The organism is Cytobacillus purgationiresistens (genome assembly GCF_030813235.1).
In the GTDB taxonomy this organism is placed as follows: Bacteria; Bacillota; Bacilli; order Bacillales; family Cytobacillaceae; genus Cytobacillus; species Cytobacillus purgationiresistens.
On sequence record NZ_JAUSUB010000027.1, the window covers coordinates 1 to 26,607 of the forward strand.

A 26,607-nucleotide genomic window follows, 5' to 3' on the forward strand; every position below is an offset into this window, starting at 1 on the left:
AATCCTTGCAAATATCCGTTCCGATTCTCTTCAATTGAAAAATCTGTAAAAGGTTCATGTTTATATGGCTGTACCATTATTAATTCCTCCCTTTTTATTCTAAATACAAACATATCTCTCAAATGAAATAGATTTAGTGCAATCGTTTTAAAAAAACAAAATTACCTTACTGGTACAATCAATTGATCTAGTTTTTCCTTCAATTCCTCTTTTACTACAGTTGACGCGTCTAATAAAGGAACAGATACAGAACCTACAGGTATCCCAATCATATTCAAAGCTGCTTTTAATGGACCCGGATTGCCCTCAACGTAAAGTGCCTTCATTAAAGGGAAAAACTCTTTATGTAAAGCAACAGCTTGATCATATTCTTTCTTCTTTACCAGATCATAAATTTTGACCCACACATCTGGTATTAGGTTTGAACTTGCTGTAATCGCACCCGGTGCACCCGTTATAAAGGAAGAAACTGCTCGAAAGTCTTCTCCACAAAGGACAGAGATTTTATCCCCTACAGATTGAATTAATTCAATGATATCTCCCATATTATCTGAACAGACTTTCATTGCCACTATATTAGGAACTCTCTTAACTATTTTTTCTACTACATCATTCGTCATATGAATACCTGTTTTATAAGGAATGTTATATAGAATAATTGGCATGTCTAAGGCCTGATTTACAGATTCATAATACTCAACAAGGCCTTCTTTCGTTGGATTCACATAAAATGGTGTAACTACCATTACTGAATCCGCACCAGCTTGTTTTGCATATTTACCTAACTCTATATTGTCTCCTACCCCTGGAGAAAGTAAACCAACAACAACTGGTACTTTTCCGTTAACTTCATTAATTGCAACATCTATCGCTATTTTTCGTTGATCCATACTTAATGCTGTGTATTCACCAGTACCCCCTAATACAAGTAAAGAATGAATATCATTTTTCAATTGATCTTGAATAAGATTAACAAAAGTTTCTTTATCCACTAAGCCATTCTCATCCATGGGCGTGACTAATGCTGTCATAATTCCTTCATATTTCATTTTATTTAACTCCTTTTAAAATAGATTTTCGAGCTCGTGCGTTACCTAACACTTGGTTATTTACTAAATTTTTTGATATTTCACCCGATAGAACCTTACAGACTTCTTTAGATATTGATTCAGAACATCTGTCCTTGGCTTCTAAAGTGTCTCCACCAAAATGTGGTGACAATATAACATTGTCTAATTTAAACAATGGATTATCACGATTTGGAGGTTCTTCCTCTAATACATCTAATGCAGCTCCTCCAATTTTCTTCGAAACTAATGCGTCTAACAGTGCCTCTTCATTAATTAAAGAGCCTCTACCCAAGTTAATAATGAATGCTGTATTTCTCATTAATTCAAATTGTTTTGATGAAAACATATGATAAGTACTTTTGGTAAGAGGTGCATGTAATGATATAAAGTCACACTTCGGAAGATACTCTTCTAACTTTTCCACCTTTAAAACTCCATGTAGTTTCATCTCTGATTCTGATAAAAATGGATCAAATCCGAAAACATTCAAATTAAATGCTTTTGCTTTTTTAGTTAATTCTTGACCAATCTTCCCCATTCCAACGATAAGAAGATTTTTTGCATTTATCTCCATTGGATAAAACATATCTCTATAATTCCATTCACCGTTTCTCACTTTCTTGTCAATTAAGGGTAAATTCCTACTTAGTGCAAGGATTGACATGATAGAATGCTCTGCTACAGACGTATAATTACTAAAAGGAGCATTCAATACCATTACACCGTTTTCTGTCGCACTAGCAACATCAATATTATCTAACCCCACTCCATGCATCCCTATTACTTCTAAAGTAGGACAATTGTCTAAAATCCTTTTAGTGACTTTTTCTGTCCTAACTATAAGTGCATGGACATTAAATTTATTTATATATTCTATAATAGTTTCCTCTGAACCGTTAGGAGCCAACACTACATTATAATTGGTAGTTAAATATTCAACCCCGATTGGCCTTATAGTCGGTTCAATTAACAGAATAGTTTTAGTCATAATACTCCTCCTTACTCATAATACTTAGCATACTAAGCTGAATCAAAAAAATCTATTCCCATAATGGAAGCCTTCGTTTTTTCACATAATTAATTTGTTAAAAAAAGAAAGGCAACCATTAACATTATAAAACTTTGGATAAAAATGCTTTTGTTCTCTCATGAGTTGGGTTTGCAAATAATTCTCGTGGACTACCCTCTTCTACAATCCTTCCACCATCTATATATATTACACGATCTGCTACCTCACGAGCAAAGCCCATTTCATGTGTGACAATAACCATGGTCATTCCCTCTTTTGCTAACTGTTTCATTACCCTTAAAACCTCTCCAACCATTTCTGGATCTAACGCTGAAGTAGGTTCGTCAAATAACATAACATGAGGTTCCATAGCCAATGCTCTTGCAATAGCCACACGCTGCTGTTGTCCACCAGATAAATTACTTGGATAAGCATCTGCCTTTTCTGACAATCCTACCTTTTCTAATAGTTCCAATGCCTGTGTTTCCGCTTCTTTTTTTGACTTCTTTTTTAACTTAATTGGAGCCAAAGTGATGTTTTCAATTACTTTTTTTTGTGGGAATAAATTAAATTGTTGAAAAACCATCCCCATTTGTTGCCTAAGCTTATTAATATTTGTACTTTTATCTATTATATTTTTTTCTTCTATAAGAATATCACCACTTGTAGGTTCTTCTAATAAATTTAGACATCTCAAAAAGGTACTTTTCCCTGAACCTGAAGAGCCAATAATGCAAACCACTTCCTGAGGTGCAATAGAAGTACTAATATCTTTCAAGACTTCTATATCACCATAAGACTTTGTAAGATTCTTCACCATTATCATGATATTACGAACCTCCGCTCCAATCTAGTTGAAATTAGAGATACAGTATATATAGTTATAAAATACATTAATGCTACCATGGTTAATATTTCAAATGATTTAAAATTCATTGCATAGATAGATTGTCCAACCATTGTTAGTTCTGCTATACCTATAACTGATAACATAGAAGTATCCTTAATTGCATGAGTTAATTGATTAACAAATGAAGGAATCATTCGACGAACTGCCTGAGGTAAAACGATGTAAGCCATTGTTTGAGAATAGGTGAACCCTAATGATCTCCCTGCCTCCATTTGCCCTTTGCTAATAGATTCAATACCTCCTCGGAAAATTTCAGTATTATATGCCCCAATGTTTAAACTAATTGCTATTAAACCTGCTGTAAAAGCAGAAAGATGGATATCTAATACTGAAGGAGCTCCGAAATAAATGAATAATATTTGTATCAATATCGGCGTTCCCCTTATGATATTTACATAAATTGCTGCAGGGTAACGTAAAATTGTATACTTGGACATTCTCATAAAACAGGCAATCAATCCTATAACAAGAGATATAATAATTGATACAACAGATATTAATACTGTCATATACAGCCCTTGTAACAGGTACGGAAATGCGTCCTTTATAACATCTAGTGTAGTCCCCATGTAAACACCCCTTTTCTCTCGAAGTTTACTGTAATTAAAGAGTCATACATTCAATTCACAGTGTGATCATTTACCAAACCACTCTATATATATCTTTTCATATTCTCCATTCTCCTTAATAGTCTTCAATCCTGAATTAATTTTTCCTAATAACTCTATATTCCCTTTTTTTACTGCAAATGCGTGTTCATCAACGGTTAGATGTTCCCCTACTATTTTGAACTTAGTATCTTTTCCATCAAGTGTTAAACGGTAATCAACAGTTGGTGAGTTGAGAATGAGAGCATCGGAATTCCCATTCTCAACATCCAAATAAAGAGCATCAGTTTCCTTTAATGGCTTTGCTTCACCTCCATATTTCCCTGCCAATTCCTTTGCTTTCTCAAGCGTTGTAGAACCCTGTGTAGCAACAATTCTCTTTCCTTTTAAATCTTCTAATGATTGAATAGTAGAATCCACAGGAACTACTAATACTAGCCCTGATTCTAAAAATACTTCTGAAAAATCCACAACTTCTTTGCGTTCCTCACGAATTAATAAAGATGAAGCGATATCCACTTGGTTAGATTGTATTCCAGGGATAAATCCATCAAATTTCATTTCTTTAAATTCAGTATCTATATTTTCTTCTTTTCCAATAGCTTGTAAAATATCATACTCAAATCCAGTAAGTTGTCCGTTTTGTTTAAAGATCAAAGGCGGATAATTATTTAAAGCCGCAATACTAACATTTGTTGACCCACCGTTTTCCCCATTTCCACTAGTTTGACTTCCACATCCTACAAGGAAAAAAAATAAAACTCCTAATAAACCAGATAACATTACTAACCTATTCAAATTGAAGTCCCCTTTCTATTGCTGTAAAAAAATTATATAATCGAATTTATCAGAGTTTAATTTTTCTGATAAAAAAGAATAATTAAATAATAAATGATAACGTTATCATTTGTCAACAACTTATAATACTAAGTATTACTTTAAAACACAAAAAAGTAATGTCTAATTAGATGAAATAGTAGATTTCATCTAATTAGACATTACTTAGCTAACTTATTTAATATTGGTAATGAGAATGATACTTCCATGTTTTTGTGTTTATATGAAATATATTTAACTCTATTGGAACCTTATTTTGAGTGTAAGAAATCCTTGTCCCCTTTAATACTGCAGAAGAATCAGGAATCTGTAAAGCTCCTGCTATATAAGGATCTGCTTTTACCGCTTCAATTTCATCTTCAACACCTGTTATATCAACATTTGCTTTTTCCTTAAGCAATTGTTGAACAGATGAAAAAGTAAGATCTTCTTGATAAACTTCGATAGGGACAATAGAGCGAATGTAATGTTCTAAGTAGAACATTGGTTGATTATTTAAATACCTTATTCTCTTTAAATAAATGAGTTCATCACTTTCATCAACTTCAAGGATGCTAGAAAAATGAGCACTTTTCATTATTCTAGATTCAATTGTCCTCACTGATATTTTTTCCCAATCATTAGAATAATGATTTCGAAAACCAGACATACTTGTCCATGATTCTTTAGGCTGACGATTAGATACAAATGAACCCTTCCCCTGCACCCTATAAATAATCCGATCATTTTCTAGTTGCTTTAGAGCCTGTCTAACTGGTGTTCGACTTACATTAAACATTTTTTCTAACTCAACCTCAGAAGGCAAAACTTCACCTACATGAAATATACCTTCGTCAATCTTCTGTTTAATGGTGTTATATATAATTTGATAGGCTGGAATTGTTTGGATAGTCCTTCTTCCTCTCTTTTCCTTTTTTTATTATAATAACTTAAAATAATACTATGTCAACAACTCATAATACTAAGTATATTTACGTTACTAAATTTTTATATCATTACCTCTTAAATATTCATTAATATACTAGAAAACTAAAAAAAATCCTTTTATTGAGTTGTACTCTCAAAAAGGAAATATATAATCCGCATTCGACTCCTTAGAGTTCACTGTCAATATACCAGCTGTGATCCCCTTATCGGTAGCATCTTCAAAGGGCCTCTTTGCTTATCTTAAAATATCTTCTCTATGTAGGTTTATAGACTTTCACATCAAAACCAGACATAAAAGTTGTCCCGGTACCAATACAAGTAGCAGCAATCAAAATGCTTTATTTTCACAGTAACTCCTCAATCGATCTAAAACTATCAATTGCTTTATTTTGCATTGAATTTGATAATTTGTATTCCCTCTTATTTTCAAACTAAATTTATTAATATTTTTGATCGACTTGAGAAATCCTCATACTTTGGAATAGGAGTAGAATAGCTGATCCAGAGCTATTAATGGATGATTATAAGCCTTCAACACATCTTGTATAAAAGGTCCATATTCCTTAGCAACAATTTCTACATTCCACTCAATATTACTCTTCAATGCACTTTGTGTTTTAAGATCAATAATCACCTTAATAAAATCCAGATACTCAAAATTATACGGCTTAGTATGAAAGCCATCCTCTTTATCCGTTACAAAAACCTTTAACTCAACTTTCGTATACTCCTAATTTTTCCCCAAAGACTTTGTTTCCGTAGAATTCAAATAAGTAGAGCAATAATTTTCCCTTTTGCCCCCTTTCTTTTGCTTCCTTTAAACGGATTTTGCAATAACTGTAATCCACTAAAATTCTAAAATAATGACTAACACATTACTTTAATGACATTACTAACTCACTTGACAATTACAAGGTCTTGACTAGGAACTCCCTAAAAAAAGCGGTTGAATAATTAGAAATCCGCGTTATAATACTTGTATACAAGTATACTCAATAAGATAAGAAGGTGAATGGATGGCAGAATCAACGGAATTTCTGTATCCCGCAAAATGGCTTTCAAAAGCATCTGCTGGAGATCGTGTAATATCCGAGCTCAGAATGCAAATTATTTCTGGCAAGATTGAAAGCGGTACCATTATTTCAGAAAATAAAATAGCTTCAGATTTTGCTGTAAGTCGTTCACCTGTTCGTGAAGCGTTGAAAATACTTGCATCCGAAAATATGATTCAACCTAAAAGAATGGGTGCAGTTGTTATTGGTTTAACAGAAAAAAAAATAGAAGAAATTTATGATGTACGCATACTAATAGAAACATTTGTATATGAACGGCTTGTCCGTACGGACGTTGATGAGCTGGTAAAAGAACTAAGTAAAATCCTTGAAATCATGAAAGTCACTATAAAATATCGCGATGCAGATGAGTTTTCCAATCAAGATCTCTTATTCCATGAAACCATTATCGGTGCGATTGATCATTCATACATCCTAATGATTTGGAATAATTTAAAACCTGTTATGGAAAGCTTAATCCTGCTATCGATGCGCGAACGGTTCCAGGAAAACTACGATGACTTTACACGGATTGTGAAAAATCATGAGCTATATATAGAAGCAATAAAAACAAAAGATAGAGCGCTCATGATTCAATCCTTGCATCAAAACTTCGATGATGTACAAGGTAAGGTAGAAGACATGTGGGTTTCACAACAAATGCTTTCCAAAGGAGTAGAGCAAGAAAATGACTAACTATATGTTAGGTGTCGATATTGGCACAACAAGTACGAAAGCTGTTTTATTTAGTGAAAGCGGGAAGGTGATCCAGCAGGAAAATATCGGATACCCTCTTCATACACCAGATATGTCAACAGCGGAACAAGATCCTGATGAAATTTTTCAGGCTGTTTTAAAATCCATTAGAAATATTATGAAGCAGCATTCTCAAAAAAAACTATCGTTTATTTCATTTAGCAGTGCCATGCATAGTCTCATTGCCATTGATGAAAATGATCAGCCTCTGACGCCATGCATCACCTGGGCAGATAACCGAAGCGAGGCATGGGCACATAAAATAAAAAATAAATTGAATGGGCATGAAGTGTACAAACGAACAGGAACACCCATTCATCCAATGTCACCATTAAGCAAAATGGCTTGGATCACAAATGATCGTCCGGAAATCGCCGCTAAGGCTAAAAAGTACATTGGAATCAAAGAATATATCTTTAAAAAGTTCTTTGATCAATATGTGGTTGATTATTCCCTGGCATCAGCCATGGGCATGATGAATCTCAAAAACTTGGATTGGGATGAAGAAGCATTAAAAATTGCCGGTGTTACACGTGAGCAATTATCTGAACTCGTACCAACCACCAAGATTTTCAAAAACTGTCGCCTGGATTTAGCGAATAAAATTGGAATTGATCCGCAAACTCCCTTTGTTATAGGTGCAAGTGATGGCGTGCTTTCTAACCTAGGCGTGAATGCAATTAGAAAAGGCGAAATTGCAGTCACAATCGGAACAAGCGGTGCCATCCGAACCATTATAGACCAGCCAAAAACAGACGAAAAAGGCCGAATCTTTTGCTATGCATTAACTGAAAAGCATTGGGTAATTGGCGGTCCAGTTAATAATGGTGGAATGGTACTTCGCTGGATTAGGGATGAATTTGCCTCTTCTGAAGTAGAAACAGCGAAAAGACTTGGGATTGATCCATACGAAGTATTAACCAAAATTGCAGAACGAGTAAGACCAGGAGCAGATGGATTGTTGTTCCATCCGTACTTGGCTGGTGAACGTGCGCCACTATGGAATCCAGACGTGCGCGGCTCATTCTTCGGTTTAACGCTGTCTCATAAGAAAGAACATATGATTCGAGCAGCGTTGGAAGGCGTCATTTACAATTTATACACTGTATTTTTAGCATTAATGGAATGCATGGAAGGGCCAGTGACCCGAATCCAAGCAACAGGCGGCTTTGCAAGATCAGATGTTTGGCGACAAATGATGTCAGATATATTCGATTCTGAGGTGGTGGTTCCTGAGAGCTATGAAAGTTCGTGTCTAGGCGCATGTATTTTAGGATTATATGCTACAGGGAAAATTGAATCATTCGAAGTTGCTTCCGAAATGATTGGCAGTACTTACAAACACATACCTAATGAAGACGCAGCTAAAGAGTACAGGCAATTGCTGCCGATTTTTATAAACCTATCAAGAATTTTAGAAGATGAGTATTCACGGATTGCAAATTACCAAAGAAGCTTATTAAATACGAATCAATAATATTGGGGGGATTATCATGCCGTTAGTTATTGTAGCAATTGGAATTTTAGCATTACTTGTATTGATCATGGGTTTAAAACTAAATACCTTTATTTCATTAATCATTGTTTCATTCGGTGTTGCGCTCGCACTGGGCATGCCGATGACGGATATCGTTAAAACGATTGAAGGCGGACTGGGCGGAACATTGGGGCATATCGCCTTAATTTTTGGTCTTGGAGCGATGCTGGGTAAATTAATCGCCGATGCCGGTGGTGCTCAACGAATTGCCATGACGCTCGTAAACAAATTTGGAGAAAAAAATATCCAATGGGCCGTTGTTGTTTCTTCCTTTATCATTGGGATTGCTCTATTTTTCGAAGTAGGATTAGTACTATTAATTCCAATCGTCTTTGCTATATCTAGGGAACTTAAAGTTTCTATTTTATATCTCGGGATTCCGATGGCTGCCGCTTTATCTGTCACACACGGATTCTTGCCTCCTCACCCGGGGCCAACGGTCATTGCCGGTGAATATGGGGCAAACATTGGTGAAGTATTGCTTTACGGCTTTATTGTCGCCATTCCAACCGTTATCATAGCTGGACCGATATTTACTAAAATCGCAAAAAAAATTGTTCCAAATTCATTCACAAAAACAGGAAACATCGCATCTTTAGGAGACCAAAAACAATTTAAACTAGAAGACACGCCTGGCTTTGGCATTAGTGTATTTACAGCAATGCTGCCTGTCATTCTCATGTCTATCGCTACAATTATTACCTTGCTTCAAGACACACTTGGATTCGCAGATAATCAGGCGCTTTCTATCATCCGTTTCGTTGGAGACGCCTCTATTGCTATCCTGATTGCCCTGCTTGTTGCCATTTATACTATGGGATTGGGCAGAAATATACCAATTAAAACAGTCATGCAATCATGTACAACTGCGATCACGCAAATTGGTATGATGCTGTTAATCATTGGAGGCGGCGGTGCCTTCAAGCAAGTATTAATTGATGGCGGTGTCGGCGACTATGTGGCCGAGCTATTCCAAGGCACTACACTATCGCCGATTATACTTGCTTGGACGATCGCAGCAATCTTACGTATATCACTGGGCTCTGCCACAGTAGCAGCTTTGACTACAGCCGGTCTAGTTATACCGCTCTTAGGTCAAACAGACGTAAACCTTGCATTAGTCGTGCTTGCCACTGGCGCTGGAAGCTTAATCGCCTCCCACGTCAACGATGCTGGATTCTGGATGTTTAAAGAGTATTTTGGTTTAAGTATGAAAGAAACCTTTGCAACCTGGACATTGCTTGAGACGATTATTTCTGTCGCAGGATTGGGCTTTGTGCTATTATTAAGCTTGTTTGTATAATATGAGAAATCCCCCCCTTTCAATCGATTTCAAAGGGGGGGATTTGACTACTTGAAGCTTTCTCAGAATGGCTTCACTCTTTTATTCATGCTTTTCATATATTTGCACTTAATAGCTTTGCATAGCAGTCCGATAGATAAACATTTACTTGATTAAGATAAAATTCACCTTGATCGCATATTAACTTGCCATCAATTGCAGCAATTTCATCTAATCGCTGCGTACCTCTGCGGCTCTCTTTAGTAACATAGATCCTATACAATTCTTGGTCTACAGTCACTCTCAATGTATTTCCTTTAAATCGCAAATAAAAGAAATTAAATATCTCATTTTTATATTCAAGATCTTCATATTTCGCTTTCAAATCCAATTCCAAATGATAAAAGTAAATCGAGCTGTAACGCAAATCCTCAAAGCACTTCAAAATCAACTCTTTATCTTTATCCGCCACACTTTGCCTCATTTTTTCTGCTATATCTTCTCTATTCACACTTGATCACTCCCCCATTTAATATCAAATCCGTTGATAATCATGGCAGTTGTTCTCTAAGCTGCTCCACCCACACCATCTGTTCGCATCAGTTATGATGTCCTACATGTATGAGATTCTTGTACTTTATAATCTAAAAATAGAACGTTAATATCAGAACCCAGTATCTCTGTTAAAGCAAAGGCCATTCTTAATGTTGGACTCGATACGCCATTCTCCCAATTGCTGATGGTAGACTTATTGCATTTAAGGATGTTCGAGAGCTCAACTTGAGTATACCCTTTATTTTTTCTCGCCCTAATCAGATTATCATTCTTTATAGTAATCCCTCCCATCAATCCAAGTTATTTGTATTTTAATTTTAAATCCAAGTTTCTTGAATGTCAATCCATATTGTATGAATATTTTGGATAACATTTCAATCAAAATCGAATTAAGGTACAATATATTTGTACTTTCAAACTATAGAAAGAGTGATTCTGAATGATATCACAAAGACTGAAGGAAATTCGCAAACAGCGCGGTTTGACCCAAGATGCCTTAGCGCAAAAAGTAAATACGAAAAAAACAACCATTTCCAACTATGAAACAGGCTATAGCACACCATCTAATGAAATGCTGGTTGACCTGGCAAAGGTTTTAAATACATCAGTTGATTATTTATTAGGCATATCAAACACCGAGAATCACAGCAGTATCACCAACATCAATCTTACAGCTGAAGAGATTAAAGTATTCGAAGAGTTCAAGAAGTATCCGATGCTATTCAACGACATCAAGTCCAATCCTGAGAAAAAGATAAAGGAACTCATTAAACTGGAGAAAGCGAAAAAGCTTTTGCTGGATGAGGATGACGATTAATCCTTCGCTCAATTGAAAAAAGGAGTCTCTTTTCTAAGGACTCCTCGTTGAACAGAAGCAATTTAAACAAAGACTGCTTCATGAACTTTCCTCATATTATTCGCCCTTCATCACCCACACTGAAAATGCCTTTTCTCTGCCAACATTTACATACCGATGCGGCGTTGTACTTTGGAAGTGGATGCTATCTCCTTCACCAAGAAAGATTTCTTCCTCACCCAAAACAATTTTCATCTCCCCCTGAATCACATAGCCAAACTCCACACCAGTATGGCTGACAAGCTCCATTTCACTTTGTTCTCCAGGGAGAATTTCTACCAGAAGAATTTGATCGTCCCCCAGGTGGCTCGGGATGAGTTCATGATAAAGAACTTTGTCGTTTGAAAGCTGGAGAAGACGGTGTTCACCCTTCCTAATGACAATTTGGTCTTCTTTTGCACCCTCAAAAAAGTAATTGATTGGCGTGTTCAGGGCAGCGCAGATTTTCCAAAAGTTGCTGACAGTAGGGTCCACAAGACCCCTTTCAATTTGTGAAAGGAGGCCTTGGCTCAGTCCTGTTTTTTCTGATAAAGCTGATAGCGTTAATCCTTGTTTTTTGCGTATTTCGCGGACCTTGTATTCTCTTATCATCTCTTCAGGCTCCCTTTAATAATGGCATGCAACCATATGGTCTTTTCCTCTTAGTTCAAGTTCAGGACCTACTAAGCACTTCTCCGTCCGCTTAGGACATTTTTCGTAGAAGATGCAGCTGTTTTCAGTCTTGGACTGAGCCGTTTCGGCAAAGCCTTTCATCTTTTGTTCATTTTCTTCGATCAAGCTTGGCAAGGATGATAATAGAATTTCTGTATAAGGGTGCTGTGGATTATTGAACAGTTCTTCCGTTTCGCCCATTTCAACAATATTGCCTTTATAGAGCACTGCGACTTTGCTGCACATATATTTAATGACAGACATATTATGCGAGATAAATAGATAGGTTAACCCCCGCTCTTCTTTTATTTCTTTTAATAGATTCAGCACTTGCGCCTGAACAGAAACATCAAGTGCCGAGGTTGGTTCATCCAATATAATGAATGAAGGTTCTGTTATCAATGCTCGTGCAATCGCAATCCGCTGACGCTGGCCTCCGCTGAACTCATGAGGATAGCGATCAAGATACTCTTCTTTCAGCCCCACTCTTTTTATCAGCTTGATCAGATGATCATAGGAGCCTTTTTGCTTTCTTTCATTTTTGCTAAGAGCATAGAGTGGCTCTAAGATAATTTCTTTAATGGTCATTCTTGGGTCTAATGAAGATTGCGGATCCTGAAAAACGGTTTGCAATTCTCCCGGCTTTCTCCGAACATACTTGCTTTTCTTCCACAATGGATTTCCTTCGTAGAGGATTTCTCCTCCTGTTGGATGCTCCAGGCCAATTAATAGTTTGCCAAACGTACTTTTTCCTGAACCCGATTCTCCAACGAGACCTAAGACATCGCCTTCCAAGATTGAGAGGGTCGTATCGTTGAGAGCCTTAATCGTTACCTTTCCTTTTTGATAATACTTCTGCACCTGATCCATTTCGATGATCATTGTCATATCATCCATCCCTTTCCAGCCAGCAAGCGACATCGTGTTGATTTTGCCAATGAGTTAAATGCGGTTGCTTCATTTTACAAACTTCCATAACATGCTGACAGCGAGAGGCAAACGCACATCCTGCTGGCCGTTCCATTAAATTCGGCACCTCGCCGTGGATGGCCTTCAATGGTTCATTTGCGTCTTTTCCATCCGGTAACGCCTCAATTAAGGCCTTCGTGTATGGGTGCTGAGGCGCGTATAAGACTTCCTTCGTCACACCTGATTCAATGACCTCGCCTGCATACATGACAATCGTTCGATCGCAAACCTCTGAAACAACCCCTAAATCATGGGTGATGAACAGAATTGATGTTCCTTTTTTCTCATTTAATTCTTTCATAAGCTGCAATATTTCATGCTGAATCGTTACATCCAGGGCAGTAGTTGGTTCATCCGCAATCAGCAAATCTGGCGGTGCAGCCATTGCTAGTGCAATCACAATCCGCTGACGCATGCCTCCGCTTAACTCAAAAGGATATTGCTTGGCAACATACTCCGGGTTGTGAATATGTACGTCTTTTAAAGCATTGATCATTAATTGTTTTGCTTCTTTTTTAGATACCACCCTATGTCTGCGGATGACTTCTGATAATTGTTCCCCAACCTTCATGGTTGGATGAAGGGCAGTCATAGGCTCTTGGAAAACCATCGCAATTTTTTTGCCTCTAATCGTTTGTATTTCTTTTTTTGATAACGTTAATAGATTCTCACCTCGATAGGAAATTTCTCCATCGATAATGTCGGCATTCTTTTCTAACAGATTTAAAATAGATAGAGCGGTTATCGACTTTCCTGAGCCAGATTCTCCAACAATGCCCACTACTTCCTTTTCATCAACTGTCAAATTAATATTTTTTAATGCTTCAATTGTTCCTCTAAAGGTTTGAAAATTCACGTGCAAATTTTTTATTTCTAACATGTTGGGTTCGCTCCTATCTACTAGATCTCGGATCTAACACATCTCGTATTCCGTCTCCCATTAAATTCAACGCACCAGCGGATAAGAAAAGAAATAAGCATGGAAATGTCGGATACCACCAAAAATCAAGTAAATATTTCCAGCCGATACTGATCATCGCTCCCCATTCAGGTGCAGGCGGCTGCGCACCCAGTCCTAAGAATCCTAATGTGGCAATTAACAAAATCGCATCGCCAACGTCCAGTGTTCCTTGAATAATGACAGGTGAAACTGAATTCGGCATAATATGCTTCCGAATGATTCGGAAGGGATGAATGCCAAACGTTTGCGCCGATTTAACAAACAACGACTCTCGCAAGCTTAATGTCTCACTTCTAGCTAAACGAACATAGACCGGGATTTTGACAAAAGCAATCGCAATCATTGCATTTTGAATGCTTGGCCCTAACGCTGCAGCCAATGCCATTGCAAGTATCAATGTAGGAAATGCGAGAATCATATCCATTGTTCTCATTATGATTTGATCAATATATCCTCCAAAATATCCTGATACTGTGCCAATCATTAACCCGACTATCGCTGCGATCACAATCGCTACTATCGCTAACCCCAACGAAAGCCTGGCACCATATAAGATTCTCGTAAAAATATCGCGCCCAACTTCATCCGTACCAAACCAATGAGCCCATGATGGCCCTTGAAACTTGTTCGCTGCATCAATGACATTCGGGTTGTAGGGAGTCAACAATGGCGCGAATAGCGCAGCAAGAATGATTACGCCTAGAATGACCGCGCCTACCATTGTCAGCTTATTCTTCTTCAACTTATATAAAAGCGCACTCCTCTTAACAAAAGGTGCCTGCTGTACTTCTGTTTGCGTCTGAACTTCCATTTTCATCTCCTCCTCTCTATCATTCTTTTATTTGTGGATTGAGCACGTAATAAGAGAGATCGACAATTAGATTAATTAAGACATAGCCAATTGAAATAAATACTGTAAAACCCATCATCGCCGGAAAATCTAAATAAGCGATAGAATCAACGACATATTTCCCCATCCCTGGCCAGCCAAATACCGTTTCAGTCACGACCGCACCGCCGAGTAAGGCACCAAATGAGACGCCGATGACTGTAATGGTCGGAATTAATGCGTTTCTTAGGCCATATTTAATTAATAGATAAGGTCCATTGATTCCGTTGGCAATCGCAGTGCGAAAATATTCCTTCTCAAGCACCTCAAGCATGCTGGCTCTAACTTGACGAGTGATAATCGCCAATTGCGCAAACGATAGAACGATGGCAGGAAGCAGAATATGGCGCAGACTGCTTTGGAAGGCAACCCAGTCACCGCTTAATAAACTATCTAATAAGTACAAGCCAGTCACATGGGTAGGCGGATTGACCTGCATTTCAATACGTCCATTTGCCGGAAACCACCCTAGTACCCCGTAAAAAATAAAAATCACTAGCAAACCACTCCAAAAAACTGGTGTGGAGATCCCGCTAATTGTGAAAATACGGCTAGCATGATCCCAAAAAGTATTCTTCTTAACAGCTGCTAAAATACCTAGAGGAATCCCGATAATGATAGCGATGAAAAAGGCTAGTATCGCTAATTCCAATGTGGCAGGGAAAAAGATGATCAAATCATCTAAAACAGGCTTTTGCGTTCGTATGGATGTACCTAAATCACCTGTTAGCAACCCTTGCATATAATTGGCATATTGGGTCAAGATCGGCTGATCCAGTCCCAATTGCTCTCTCACTTGCTCTAATGTTTCCTGATTAGCCCTTTGACCGGCCATCATGCTGGCCGGATCCCCAGGAATAATATTTGAAAGGATAAAGGTAATCAATGTGACGCCAAATACAACAAAGACAAGTAACAATAGTCTTTTGAAAATCATCTTGGTCATAAAAATCCCCCGGTCTTATTGCTTCGTCATCTCTGCTAAATTATAGATGCCTTCGAGCATTGGATTATAGACAAAACCTTTTACCGAATGGCTTACTGGTAAGACAAAATCCTTTTGGAAGAGCAAAATATAAGGCGCTTCCTCAATCACAATATCCTGGATTTCATAATACAGTGCTTCTCGTTCTTCCTGATCGTTGGACGTTGCCGCTTGTCTTAACAATTTATCCACTTCTTCGTTTTGATAGAAGGCTCGGTTACCTGCCAATCCAAGATTCTCAGAGTCATACCAATAGTTCATAAACATATATGGATCACCAAAATCCGGGCTCCATACACCAAGGGATAAATCAAATTCCCCTTTTTCCATCATTTCTCGTGAAGTTGCATAAGCGACTTTATTTAATTTCACATCGACACCGATTTCTTTTAAGTTCGCTTGAATCGTTAACGCTTCTGTTTCCCACCAAGTTTTATTATCCGAATACAATAAAGTGAGCGTTAAATCCTTTGCACCCGCTTCTTCCAATAACGATTTTGCTTTATTGATATCAAGTTCATATTGAAAGGAGGCTGGATTATGCCCCCATAAGCCATCTGGTACAGGCCCTCTCATTGGAGTCGCATACCCCTGGTGAACGACATTAATCATTGACTCATAATCAATCCCATAACTCAATGCTTGTCTTACTTTCGGATTTTTCAGCGCTTCATTTCCCTTGCTGGAATTTACATATACATAATCAACAAGCAGACTTGGTTTTTGTAATAACTCGACTTGTTCCATCGATTTCACAGACTCAATTTGCTCGGTCGGAATGCCTTCAGCAATATCAATTTCACCTTTTTCTAATTGCATGCGCTGTGTTGCTCCATCAGCTACGATTCTGAAATAGACTTCAGGGATGCTCGGCTGTACCTTCGCTTCTTTATTGATAGAAAGCTTAATATATTCTCCCTGCTTCCATTCAGTTAATTCGTATGATCCGCTTCCCATCGTGTTCGTCGCTAAATAGTTTTGTCCTAAATCTCCGTCTTTCTCATGTTCCAATACCTTCGGATTTACAATTCCCCCGTAGTTGGCTGCTAACGTTGATAAGAACGGCGGGAAGTTTTCTCCCAACTCAAATGACACAACATAGTCAGACTCAACATTAATTTCTGAAATAACGCTATACACTTCAGCTGGTCCGTTCTCTATTGCCAATGTACGCTCAAAACTTGCCTTCACAGCTTCTGCATTCAACTCTGTTCCATCAGAAAATTTATGTCCTTCATTTAAAGTGAATGTCCATTTTTTTCCATCATCACTCACATTCCAATCTTTTGCTACACCTGGTTTTACTTCTGTTGACTCACCGTCATACTCTACTAATCTCTCATACGCTGGATATGTAATTTTCCATGCTGAATTATCCATTGTTACCGCAGGGTCCAACGTCCCTTGATCAGCCGTCATCGCTACCGTTAATATTTCTTTTTCTCCCCCTTGTCCATCAGCCGTCTCTGTTCCATCCCCTTTATCATCTGATGGTGCATTCGAATTTTGTACACAACCGGCTAAGACAAAAAACAATATACTAAACAAAACAAGCATTGATTTCTTCATCATTTTCAACCCTCTCTTATTCACTTTTCCACCTGAGAATCCCTTTATAATATTTCTGTCTGCCATTTTCCCGCGCCCAATATTTCGTGCCGTATTCAAAGTGCCACCACTCATCGGCATTTGAAATGAATCCGACATCCAGCATCACCGTTGTTAACAGCTTTCTGCTATTTGAAAATTCAATCTCTTCATTAGATAAATTGACCTTATTCTCAAACCAATCAGTCCGTGACCGTTCATTAAATTCATCGAATTCACTTCCCATCGGAAGCCAGCCATTTTGATTAGCTAATGTCAAATCAATAGCCCCACCGGTTAAATGTGGAGATGGATTTGATATATCCGTTGAAGGCGTAGCTACATATTTATACAATTCCTGCTCTAAATTCTGACCCGTGATACCTTTATTCATAAGTTCAAGTTTTGTCTGTTCATAAATTGCTGATTGCGTTTCATAGGACCGCCACCCGTCAAGGATTACAAAAGAGATTCCTTCTGGTAATCGTTGAGTCGCTTCAAGAAGCTTCTCCAAAACCTCTTCCCTCAAATAACATTCGTTCTCTGCACCCGGCAGCCCCATATGATAATAGTATGGATAGGCTTGTATTTTTTCAGATGACTTGGATACTGGTATTAACAAACTTTTCACCTCTTATAATCTATTATCTTGATCGTTTCCTAACATTGATCACCTCTTTTTCATTATATTAAAATTAATTTTAATATTTTAAATATTATATCACATTGTGATTATTTTACTAGATAAAATTCGCTATTTGTGAAAAAACCGTGTAAACAAATCTTACATAACTATATTTATTTATGGACAACATTTGTCAGATGAATGGTCTGAAAGAATAACTGGAAGTGATTTTATTACTGGTGGAGGTTTCTAGCTAGGAAAAAGGGAGATTATATCATTGCTCACCAAAGAAAACTTCGCAAAGAATACATAAATAAATCCGACTCAACTTAGAGCCGGATTTACTTATGTATTCTTTACTTCCAATCTTCTCGACAGAATCGAAAGAGCATAGTTGACGACAAAATACATCATAACGATCAATAATAATATTGGAACAAGGTAAGCCTGCTTTTGTCCATAGATTATCTGGCCCGAATGAAGCAGCTCTGGAACCGATACTACAACAGCCAGCGATGTATCTTTCAGCAATGAAATAAATTGGCTTACGATAGGCGGCACCATTCGTCTCAAAGCCTGAGGAAGAATGATATGCCAAAGGGTTTGAATATAATTCAAGCCTGAGGAACGAGCGGCTTCAATCTGTCCTTTATCGATGGAGTTTAACCCGCTTCGAATAATCTCGGAAAGCATAGCTGCTTCAAATATAGTTAATGCAATAATAGCTGCTGGAATCGGATTGAATTTAATCCCAATGTCAGGTAAAGCTAAATAAGTGAAAAAGATCAATAGAAGGAGCGGCAAGTTTCTGATAATCTCTACAATCACTGCTAATATTTGAGAAATGACAGGTACTTTAGCATAGCGAATAATTGCTATTACAGCCCCGATGATAAAACTGCAGATAATCGCAATGACTGCCATATAGAGCGTGAGACCAAACCCTTCTAATAGAAACTTCAGATGATCAATTGAGTATGCACCGGCAAAATCCAAATTAATCCCCCCTTCAATTACTCTTAGCCAGGCGTTTCTCCAGATAACCTACGCCAAGACTTAAAGGAATGGTTAGCACTAAATAAAACATAGCTACAAAAATATAAGTATCCATTGTGGCAAACGTTCTTGCCGAAATTAAATCAGCTTGATACATTAAGTCTCCTCCAGCAATCGCAGCCAGCAATGCCGAGTTCTTTACGAGATTAATAAACTGATTGCCCAACGGAGGAATAACGATCTTGATTGCCTGGGGCAGAATGACTATCCTCATCGCTTGACTATATGTAAGTCCTGACGAACGGGCAGCTTCAAGCTGTCCTTTCGGTATGGATAGTATACCTGCACGGATGGCCTCAGCAATAAATGCCGTTGTATAAATAATCAGCCCTATCGTTCCTGCTGTAATCCCCTTTAACGGAAAAATAAGATAGACGCTCAGCATGATCACCAATAGCGGTATATTGCGGAAAAACTCAACATAGGCGGTCCCAAACCAGTTCAATGGCTTATATGGAGCGATTCTTAGTACTGCAATAAAAGCTCCAAGCAAAAGACTGGCAATTAGAGCAATTACACTTGAAATGAGCGTGATTTTAAACCCTTCAAGAAACAAATCCATATTTTCAGTTAATATTGCAAAGTTCACTTTAAAAACACCCCCAGTAACTAATCAGGATGAGCATGCGCCCATCCTGATTATGACTGCTAGAATTATTTATTGCTTAATCCACTTGCTGTGAATTTCTTCATATTCCCCTGAATCCTTCAAGGCTTTTAATGCTTCATTTAATTTATCCACCAAATCTTCATTGCCTTTTTTAACAGCAATACCGTATGGCTCTTCAGTAAAAGTTCCTCCAACTAGCTCGTAATTTGGATCTTCATCAGCCATACCATATAAAATCGAATCGTCTGTAGTCAGTGCATCGCCTTTATTTTGTTTAAGGGCTGTGAATGCTTCTGCATAGTTTTCATATTCTAGCACATCTGCTTCTGGTGCTTTCTCACGGATATTGATGGCCGAAGTTGATCCTTTAACCGCAAGAACCGTTTTTCCGTCCAAGCTATCAATCCCGGTAACATCGCTTCCTTTTTTCACAAGAAGCGATTGGCCGGCATCGAAATAGACATCGGTGAAATCTACTTCTTTTTTGCGTTCATCAGTAATTGTCATCGTAGCGACAATCGCATCGATATCTCCATTTTGCAATAGCTGCATCCGTGTTTTAGACGTAACTTCTTTGAATTCTACCTTTGATTCGTCCCCAAGAATTTCTTTCGCCAAGGCTTTGGCAATATCGATATCAAAGCCCTCGACATCACCCGTGCTTGGGTTTTTCAAACCGAACAGGCGCGTATCATTCTTTACACCGAAAACAATCTTGTCATCTTTTTCAATTTTTTCTAATACATTGGCATCCTTGCTGCCACCAGCATTTCCATCGTCATTTCCGCTTCCGCAGCCTGCCAGCATAATCACAGCTGCAAGCGGCAGCGCTGCCATCTTCATCCATTTCTTCAATTTCATTTGAGCTCCCCCTTTATATTGATTAATGATTTAATATACGGCTGAGAAATAGCTTTGCACGTTCTTCCTTAGGCTCCGCATAAAACTCCGCCGGTATTGCCTCTTCCAAGATTTGACCTTGATCCATGAAAACAATGCGATCGGCCACTTCACGTGCAAATCCCATCTCATGGGTGACAACGACCATCGTCATCCCCTCATGAGCCAAAGCTTTCATTACGTCTAATACCTCGCCGATCATCTCTGGGTCAAGCGCTGATGTCGGTTCATCAAAAAGCATGATTTCCGGATTCATCGCAAGTCCTCTTGCAATTGCTACACGCTGCTGCTGACCGCCGGAAAGCTGTGAAGGTAAGGCATTTGCTTTTTCCGCAATCCCAACCTTTTCTAAATATTTCATAGCTATTTTCTTAGCTTCCTCATCGGATTGCCCCAATACCTTCATTGGTGCTAATGTTATGTTTTGAAGAACCGTTTTATGAGGATACAGGTGAAAATGCTGAAACACCATTCCAATTTCCTTGCGAAGCTTGTTGATATCTGTTTTCTTATCGCTAACTGACACCTCGTTAACCGTAAGCGTCCCGTTAGATATAGATTCTAAATGGTTAATGCATCTCAGCAACGTACTTTTACCTGAACCGGACGGACCGATTACAACAACTACCTCACCCTTGTTAATTGTGAGATTTATATCTTTTAAAACTTGAAAATCCCCATAAAACTTATTGACTTGACTAAAAACTATCATCGAATCACCCCTGACATCACGAGAATATATGTATTATTCAGATATAAAAGACTACAAAAATAATTCTGAAATAATCTAATATACAAATTATATAGGTTTGTTTTAATATTCGTCAAACATTAAATAACAAATTAGGGGAAATTAGGTCTAAAAATTTACTAAAAAAACTATTTAATCCTAAATTATCCATACATTTGTCATAGGTCATGCATATCGTTAAAATATTTTTTTTTATGAATACCTTGAAAGTATCATGAACATTTATCTACTTACATGCAGCTCTTTTAACATTATTTCGTATATGATTCCTTCTTGAATAAAATTTCAAAACAGTTATCACCATTTTTTGGTGCAATCTACAAATTATTTCATTTGAGATAATCCTCTTAATAATTGGCCCCAATTTTAACTAACAGTAAATTACTTTACTGAAAAGTAAATCTCTCAATCATTACTTCATAGAGCTGAAGATCTATGAAGTAATGATGTTCAGCTAAAATCATCTGACTTGCATCAATTTCCCCTTTCAGAAATAGGTAGTAGTACTTAATAAAATGCTGATAAATGATGCTAAACTACGCATTTCGATCGTATTTGTTCTGTTTTACAAATTATTTACCTCCTCTTTAATGTGAATTAACGCTCTTCATCTATATTTAGAATGTAAATTACATAAGGAGGCAAAAAAATGTCTAATAAATCTATTAAAAAGAAGCTTCTCTCTTTCGCTCTTGTATCTACTATTGCCATTGGAGGAATCTCCAGCAGCTTTTCTGTTCCTGAAGCTGAAGCAAAATCAAACAACAATAAGGGAAAAGCCAAGAATGTAATTTTTATGGTTCCGGATGGCTATTCTGCTTCCTATGCAACGAACTATCGCTGGTATAAAGGGGAAGAAACTGTATTGGACTCCATGTTGGTCGGAATGCAGCGCACATACTCAGCCAACTCAAAGGTAACCGACTCAGCTGCCGCTGGCACTGCGCTGGCAACAGGAGTTAAAACGAATAACGGCATGATCAGCACTTCGCCTGATGGCAAAGAATTAAAAACCATTCTTGAAGCAGCTGAGAAAAAGGGGAAATCTTCAGGATTGGTGGCAACCTCTACTATTACCCATGCAACCCCTGCGGTTTTTGCTTCACATGTGGCATCACGCGCAGATGAATCGGAAATCGCTCCGCAATTAATAGATAATGATGTGGATGTCATTCTCGGCGGCGGCAAAAAATACTTCCCGAATTCCTTATTAAAAGAGGCAAAAAAAGACGGCTATAAACTAGTGTCTAATAAGAATGAGTTGAAAAATGTGAATAAGAAAACAGACAAGCTGATCGGCCTTTTTGCTGAAGATGGCATGGCACCAGAATTAGATAGAGACACGACAAAACAACCAAGTCTTGCAGAGATGACTGGTTCAGCATTGGATGTGCTTAAGAAAGATAAAGACGGTTTCTTCTTAATGGTTGAGGGCAGCCAAATTGATTGGGCAGGCCATGATAATGATGCGGCTTGGGCAATGAAGGATAGCGAAGCATTCGAAAAAGCGGTTGCTAAAGTAATGGAATTTGCGAAGAAAGATGGCAATACACTCGTAGTCGTTACTGGCGACCATGATACCGGCGGAATGTCAGTTGGCGGATATGGCAAAGGCGATGCAGATGTTGAGTTGCTCCGCAATGTAACAGCAACTGGCGACTTTATGGAAAACAAACTGAATGCTGACCGCAGCAACGTAAAAGAGATTGTTAAACAATATACTACGCTTGACTTGACAGATGCTGAAGCTGAAAAAATTATATCTGCGAAGACTCCATCCATGGCAATCAATCAGGTTGTATCTGAGCGGGCAATCATCGGTTGGTCAAGCACTGGACACACCGGCACGGATGTTCCTTTATATGCATACGGACCAGGATCTGAGTTATTTAGTGGATTACATGAAAACACGGACTTACCTGTATTGATGGCTGAAGCGATGAAGATTAAGTTTAACCCAGAGAAATAGAATTATAGAATAAGGATATTTGGAGGGGCGTCTTTTTTAAGAACGCTCCTCTTTTTAAATTATGATTTTCCAGAAAAAAAAACTATCTGTCCGCCCTGATTGAAGATGATGATATTTAATTCATATTTTCCGCAATGCGTTTTAATTCTTTCGCCCGAGAGATAATAAACGCTCTCATATACTTCTCCAGGAACAGCTTGTCAGCGAACACGCCAATCGATCCAAAAGGGGAAATATATTCGAATCTATCAATCATCCATGTTCCTTTGGTTTCTTCGATGAATTGATGCTTATGCTCGAAGGAATTGAAAGCACCCCTTACCATCCTATCTACAAACATTTGAGGCTTCTCCATTTCAGTTACTTGAGCAGTCAGCCTTTGTTTAATACCAAAGTGGATTGCCTCCCACGTAACTAAATCACCTTCCTCCAATAATCCATTCATCACCCCGCCTACCACTCTTTCTTTTGTTTTAGCCGTGGTTTCAGTATGAATATCTACATTTCTTGCAAGGTCGAAGCAAATTTCTACAGGTGCTTGAATATATTGCTTATGCTTGATTATTGGCATTTGCTTTCTCCTTTTTTAGTTTGGCCAACTAGTTACCCCCATCGCTTCTTTTTCATCTTTTCGGGCACTAGTTTGACCAACTAGTTACCCTGGTCGCTTCTTTTTCATCTTTTCGGGCACTAGTTTGGCCAACTAGTTACCCCGATCGCTTCTTTTTCAGCTTTTCGGGCACTAGTTTAGCCAACTAGTTACCCCGTTCGCTTCGATTTCAGCTTTTCGGGCACTAGTTTGGCCAACTAGTTACCCTGGTCGCTTCTTTTTCAGCTTTTCGGGCACTAGTTTGGTCAACTAGTTACCCCAATCGCTTCATTTTCAGCTTTTCGGGCACTAGTTTGGCCAACTAAGTACCCTGGTCACTTCTTTTTCAGCTTTTCGGGCACTAGTTTGGCCAACTAGTTACCCTGGTCGCTTCGATTTCAGATTTTCGGGCACTAGTTTGGTCAACTAGTTACCCCAATCGCTTCGATTTCAGCTTTTCGAGCACTAGTTTAGCCAACTAGTTACCCTGGTCGCTTCTTTTTCATCTTTTCGGGCACTAGTTTGGCCAACTAGTTACCCCGATCGCTTCATTTTCAGCTTTTCGGGCACTAGTTTGACCAACTAGTTACCCTGGTCGCTTCTCTTTCAGATTTTCGGGCACTAGTTTAGCCAACTAGTTACCCTGGTCGCTTCTTTTTCAGCTTTTCGGGCACTAGTTTGGCCAACTAGTTACCCTGGTCGCTTCTTTTTCATCTTTTCGGGCATTAGTTTGGCCAACTAGTTACCCTGGTCGCTTCTTTTTCAGCTTTTCGGGCACTAGTTTGGCCAACTAAGTTACCCCGATCGCTTCATTTTCTGCTTTTCGGGCACTAGTTTGACCAACTAGTTACCCCAATCGCCTCGATTTCAGCTTTTCCGGCACTAGTTTGGCCAACTAGTTACCCCGATCGCTTCTTTTTCAGATTTTCGGACACTAGTTTGACCAACTAGTTACCCTGGTCGCTTCTTTTTCAGCTTTTCGGGCACTAGTTTAGCCAACTAGTTACCCCAATCGCTTCTTTTTCAGCTTTTCGGGCACTAGTTTAGTCAACTAGTTACCCCAATGGCCTCGATTTCAGATTTTCGGGCACTAGTTTAGCCAACTAGTTACCCCAATCGCCTCGATTTCAGCTTTTCGGGCACTAGTTTAGCCAACTAGTTACCCCAATGGCCTCGATTTCATCTTTTCCGGCACTAGTTTGGCCAACTAGTTACCCCAATCGCCTCGATTTCAGCTTTTCGGGCACTAGTTTGACCAACTAGTTACCCCGGTCGTTGACTAAATATATTCTAAAACCAAATTATTTTTTCCAGTATATTCAAATAAACTAAAGTTATCATATGTCTCATTGGATTCCGATAGAATAAACACCCAAGTCACATTCGGAAGGAGTAAATTATGTTTCGATTTATATATGGAATAAGCTTGTTTTTGTCTACCTATCTTTTTTATTTATGCAATAGCTTCACGCAATCTATTAATCCAAATAGTGAACTAGTCTTCGCCAATGGCAATCCTGGACTATCTCCATGGCTATTCTTACATCCCTTTTTCATTATATTTGTTTTTGGAACTGCGAGTAATAAGACATTTATCGTTAAAATCTAAACTTGCGTTAATGCTGTGTGCTCTTTTATTATCGCTGGTATTTATCTGTATTTTTATAATGTAGCAGCAATATTGCGAGAATAAATAGTAAAGCTTAGCGCTTCCTACACCCATATCAATGAGATCGGGTTATTAAATCCTTGGTCTAATTCATTATTCTTTAATCCTTAAACATTTATTCTAATCATTGCACTCATTTTCCTGAGTAGCGGTTTTATATCTATTTTAAAAAAAGGGAAGTGATGATCCTGAAAAATAGCAATTTACCCCAAAGGATTGTCACCGTACTTTTCCCACAATACAGGAAATTTGCTGCTCAAAATGGCCTCCTCATCTTCGTCCCAATCAAATTCTATTTGCGGCTGTACATATTGATCATTTGAGAGTTGTTGGTATAAATGATGATAGTCCGTATCTTCCTGCCCTGTTTTCTCCTCATATGCCATTGTAGAAATATATAAAAGATCTTCAAATTCTGGAACATCTTCTTCTTCCTCTAACATTTTGAGGTGAGTAATAACTCCTTCTGGATCATTTATGACTGATTCATATGTATCCTTTCCTTGATAAAGCAGCCATGCTCTAAAATAATCAAAGGAATCATCAGAACATCCCCCCATAATAATATAAGCTGCTGCCCATAGATCAGATGTGTAAGACTTGTAGTAATATTGATTGAAGATATAATCAAACATCACAATATCTTTTACCGGTCTTTTGGATAAATGGTTAATTAACCACTCAAGCTGTTCATCTGGATATTCACCTTTTTTCTTAGCCGTCTCAAGCAACTCCCAAAAAATAGGTCTGTTATTGAGCTTTCTTTTATCAGATGTTCGGATGAATCAACCAGAACATATCCCTTTTTCAACTTGGATTGAATCAGCTTATTTGCTTCCTTTTGACAAGCTTCTTCTGATTCAAATTCTTTTGTTTTCACCGCTCCAACGGTCCCCACTTTTCCGTATGTAACTGTATATGAGCTTCCTGTCATGTTCATTTTCCAGAACTTATCTGATATATTGTCTTTATATTTAAGTAACGTCTCCATAAATAA

The 26,607-nt window shown here is 38.1% G+C and carries 26 protein-coding genes and 1 pseudogene; 5 read left to right on the forward strand and 22 right to left on the reverse strand.

All coding sequences use genetic code 11. From position 1 onward, the window contains the following. Positions 1-161: 161 nt before the first annotated feature. The 7 genes from dapA to J2S17_RS22185 form a co-directional block, all read right to left on the reverse strand. Positions 162-1,049: a 4-hydroxy-tetrahydrodipicolinate synthase gene (dapA, locus tag J2S17_RS22155; RefSeq protein WP_307478123.1), complete on the reverse strand. Its 888-nt coding sequence runs from the start codon at positions 1,047-1,049 to the stop codon at positions 162-164. Position 1,050: 1 nt separating this feature from the next. Continuing rightward, a complete protein-coding gene (locus J2S17_RS22160) occupies positions 1,051-2,058 on the reverse strand; it encodes a hydroxyacid dehydrogenase (protein WP_307478125.1) in 1,008 nt (335 codons plus the stop codon). Between the two features lie 124 nt (positions 2,059-2,182). Further along, positions 2,183-2,905 carry an amino acid ABC transporter ATP-binding protein gene (locus J2S17_RS22165; protein WP_307478127.1) on the reverse strand — a complete coding sequence of 241 codons (723 nt, stop codon included), beginning with the start codon at positions 2,903-2,905 and terminating at the stop codon, positions 2,183-2,185. Further along, positions 2,902-3,558: an amino acid ABC transporter permease gene (locus J2S17_RS22170; protein WP_307478129.1), complete on the reverse strand. Its 657-nt coding sequence runs from the start codon at positions 3,556-3,558 to the stop codon at positions 2,902-2,904. Before J2S17_RS22170 ends, J2S17_RS22165 begins: the two co-directional genes overlap by 4 nt. Before the next feature lie 66 nt (positions 3,559-3,624). After that, positions 3,625-4,395, reverse strand: coding sequence for a transporter substrate-binding domain-containing protein (locus J2S17_RS22175; RefSeq protein ID WP_307478131.1), 771 nt, complete (start codon positions 4,393-4,395; stop codon positions 3,625-3,627). A 217-nt stretch (positions 4,396-4,612) separates the two neighbouring features. Then, positions 4,613-5,323 (reverse strand): GntR family transcriptional regulator, encoded by a 711-nt coding sequence (locus J2S17_RS22180; RefSeq protein WP_307478199.1) that lies wholly within the window; start codon positions 5,321-5,323, stop codon positions 4,613-4,615. Between the two features lie 507 nt (positions 5,324-5,830). Continuing rightward, positions 5,831-5,995, reverse strand: coding sequence for a phospholipase D-like domain-containing protein (locus tag J2S17_RS22185; RefSeq protein WP_307478133.1), 165 nt, complete (start codon positions 5,993-5,995; stop codon positions 5,831-5,833). A gap of 382 nt (positions 5,996-6,377) precedes the next feature. On the opposite strand from J2S17_RS22185, the gene J2S17_RS22190 reads away from it, so the two are divergent. The 3 genes from J2S17_RS22190 to J2S17_RS22200 are packed head-to-tail and all read left to right on the forward strand — an operon-like array spanning position 6,378 to position 10,009. Further along, positions 6,378-7,109: a GntR family transcriptional regulator gene (locus J2S17_RS22190; RefSeq protein ID WP_307478134.1), complete on the forward strand. Its 732-nt coding sequence runs from the start codon at positions 6,378-6,380 to the stop codon at positions 7,107-7,109. Further along, the gene (gene gntK / locus J2S17_RS22195) at positions 7,102-8,646 is read left to right on the forward strand and encodes a gluconokinase (protein ID WP_307478136.1); all 1,545 of its coding nucleotides are present in this window, start codon (positions 7,102-7,104) and stop codon (positions 8,644-8,646) included. The genes J2S17_RS22190 and gntK overlap by 8 nt, the downstream gene beginning before the upstream one ends. Positions 8,647-8,662: 16 nt before the next feature. After that, entirely contained in the window at positions 8,663-10,009 is a 1,347-nt protein-coding gene (locus tag J2S17_RS22200; RefSeq protein ID WP_307478137.1) for a GntP family permease, read from the forward strand. Positions 10,010-10,103: 94 nt separating this feature from the next. Here J2S17_RS22200 and J2S17_RS22205 read toward each other — a convergent pair whose 3' ends face one another. Beyond that, entirely contained in the window at positions 10,104-10,499 is a 396-nt protein-coding gene (locus J2S17_RS22205; protein WP_307478138.1) for a hypothetical protein, read from the reverse strand. Between the two features lie 92 nt (positions 10,500-10,591). Then, positions 10,592-10,834 carry a helix-turn-helix transcriptional regulator gene (locus J2S17_RS22210; RefSeq protein WP_307478140.1) on the reverse strand — a complete coding sequence of 81 codons (243 nt, stop codon included), beginning with the start codon at positions 10,832-10,834 and terminating at the stop codon, positions 10,592-10,594. Positions 10,835-10,982: 148 nt separating this feature from the next. Here J2S17_RS22210 and J2S17_RS22215 point away from each other — a divergent pair, with 148 nt between their 5' ends. After that, complete coding sequence (locus J2S17_RS22215; RefSeq protein ID WP_307478141.1) at positions 10,983-11,360, forward strand: helix-turn-helix domain-containing protein; 378 nt, start codon at positions 10,983-10,985, stop codon at positions 11,358-11,360. A gap of 96 nt (positions 11,361-11,456) precedes the next feature. Here the strand turns inward: J2S17_RS22215 and J2S17_RS22220 are convergent, their stop codons facing one another. The 11 genes from J2S17_RS22220 to J2S17_RS22270 form a co-directional block, all read right to left on the reverse strand. Beyond that, the gene (locus tag J2S17_RS22220) at positions 11,457-11,990 is read right to left on the reverse strand and encodes a helix-turn-helix domain-containing protein (RefSeq protein ID WP_307478143.1); all 534 of its coding nucleotides are present in this window, start codon (positions 11,988-11,990) and stop codon (positions 11,457-11,459) included. 15 nt (positions 11,991-12,005) lie between these two features. Next, entirely contained in the window at positions 12,006-12,938 is a 933-nt protein-coding gene (locus J2S17_RS22225; RefSeq protein WP_307478145.1) for an ABC transporter ATP-binding protein, read from the reverse strand. Position 12,939: 1 nt separating this feature from the next. Then, positions 12,940-13,899, reverse strand: coding sequence for an ABC transporter ATP-binding protein (locus J2S17_RS22230; RefSeq protein WP_307478146.1), 960 nt, complete (start codon positions 13,897-13,899; stop codon positions 12,940-12,942). A 13-nt stretch (positions 13,900-13,912) separates the two neighbouring features. Continuing rightward, positions 13,913-14,791: an ABC transporter permease gene (locus tag J2S17_RS22235; protein ID WP_307478148.1), complete on the reverse strand. Its 879-nt coding sequence runs from the start codon at positions 14,789-14,791 to the stop codon at positions 13,913-13,915. A gap of 19 nt (positions 14,792-14,810) precedes the next feature. Further along, a complete protein-coding gene (locus tag J2S17_RS22240) occupies positions 14,811-15,815 on the reverse strand; it encodes an ABC transporter permease (RefSeq protein WP_307478150.1) in 1,005 nt (334 codons plus the stop codon). Positions 15,816-15,830: 15 nt separating this feature from the next. Beyond that, complete coding sequence (locus J2S17_RS22245; RefSeq protein WP_307478152.1) at positions 15,831-17,426, reverse strand: ABC transporter substrate-binding protein; 1,596 nt, start codon at positions 17,424-17,426, stop codon at positions 15,831-15,833. A 13-nt stretch (positions 17,427-17,439) separates the two neighbouring features. Further along, on the reverse strand, positions 17,440-18,063 hold the full coding sequence (locus J2S17_RS22250) for a M15 family metallopeptidase (protein WP_307478153.1): 624 nt from the start codon (positions 18,061-18,063) through the stop codon (positions 17,440-17,442). Between the two features lie 348 nt (positions 18,064-18,411). Beyond that, entirely contained in the window at positions 18,412-19,062 is a 651-nt protein-coding gene (locus J2S17_RS22255) for an amino acid ABC transporter permease (RefSeq protein ID WP_307478155.1), read from the reverse strand. Positions 19,063-19,075: 13 nt separating this feature from the next. Further along, positions 19,076-19,684, reverse strand: coding sequence for an amino acid ABC transporter permease (locus J2S17_RS22260; protein ID WP_307478201.1), 609 nt, complete (start codon positions 19,682-19,684; stop codon positions 19,076-19,078). Between the two features lie 96 nt (positions 19,685-19,780). After that, the gene (locus tag J2S17_RS22265) at positions 19,781-20,593 is read right to left on the reverse strand and encodes a transporter substrate-binding domain-containing protein (RefSeq protein ID WP_370875102.1); all 813 of its coding nucleotides are present in this window, start codon (positions 20,591-20,593) and stop codon (positions 19,781-19,783) included. Between the two features lie 22 nt (positions 20,594-20,615). After that, positions 20,616-21,344 carry an amino acid ABC transporter ATP-binding protein gene (locus J2S17_RS22270; protein ID WP_307478156.1) on the reverse strand — a complete coding sequence of 243 codons (729 nt, stop codon included), beginning with the start codon at positions 21,342-21,344 and terminating at the stop codon, positions 20,616-20,618. A gap of 688 nt (positions 21,345-22,032) precedes the next feature. Here J2S17_RS22270 and J2S17_RS22275 point away from each other — a divergent pair. Further along, entirely contained in the window at positions 22,033-23,352 is a 1,320-nt protein-coding gene (locus J2S17_RS22275) for an alkaline phosphatase (protein WP_307478157.1), read from the forward strand. Positions 23,353-23,467: 115 nt separating this feature from the next. Here J2S17_RS22275 and J2S17_RS22280 read toward each other — a convergent pair whose 3' ends face one another. Further along, positions 23,468-23,923 (reverse strand): SRPBCC family protein, encoded by a 456-nt coding sequence (locus tag J2S17_RS22280; RefSeq protein WP_307478158.1) that lies wholly within the window; start codon positions 23,921-23,923, stop codon positions 23,468-23,470. A gap of 1,890 nt (positions 23,924-25,813) precedes the next feature. Beyond that, positions 25,814-26,601 (reverse strand): annotated as a pseudogene (locus J2S17_RS22285) (DUF4240 domain-containing protein). Positions 26,602-26,607 lie beyond the last annotated feature (6 nt).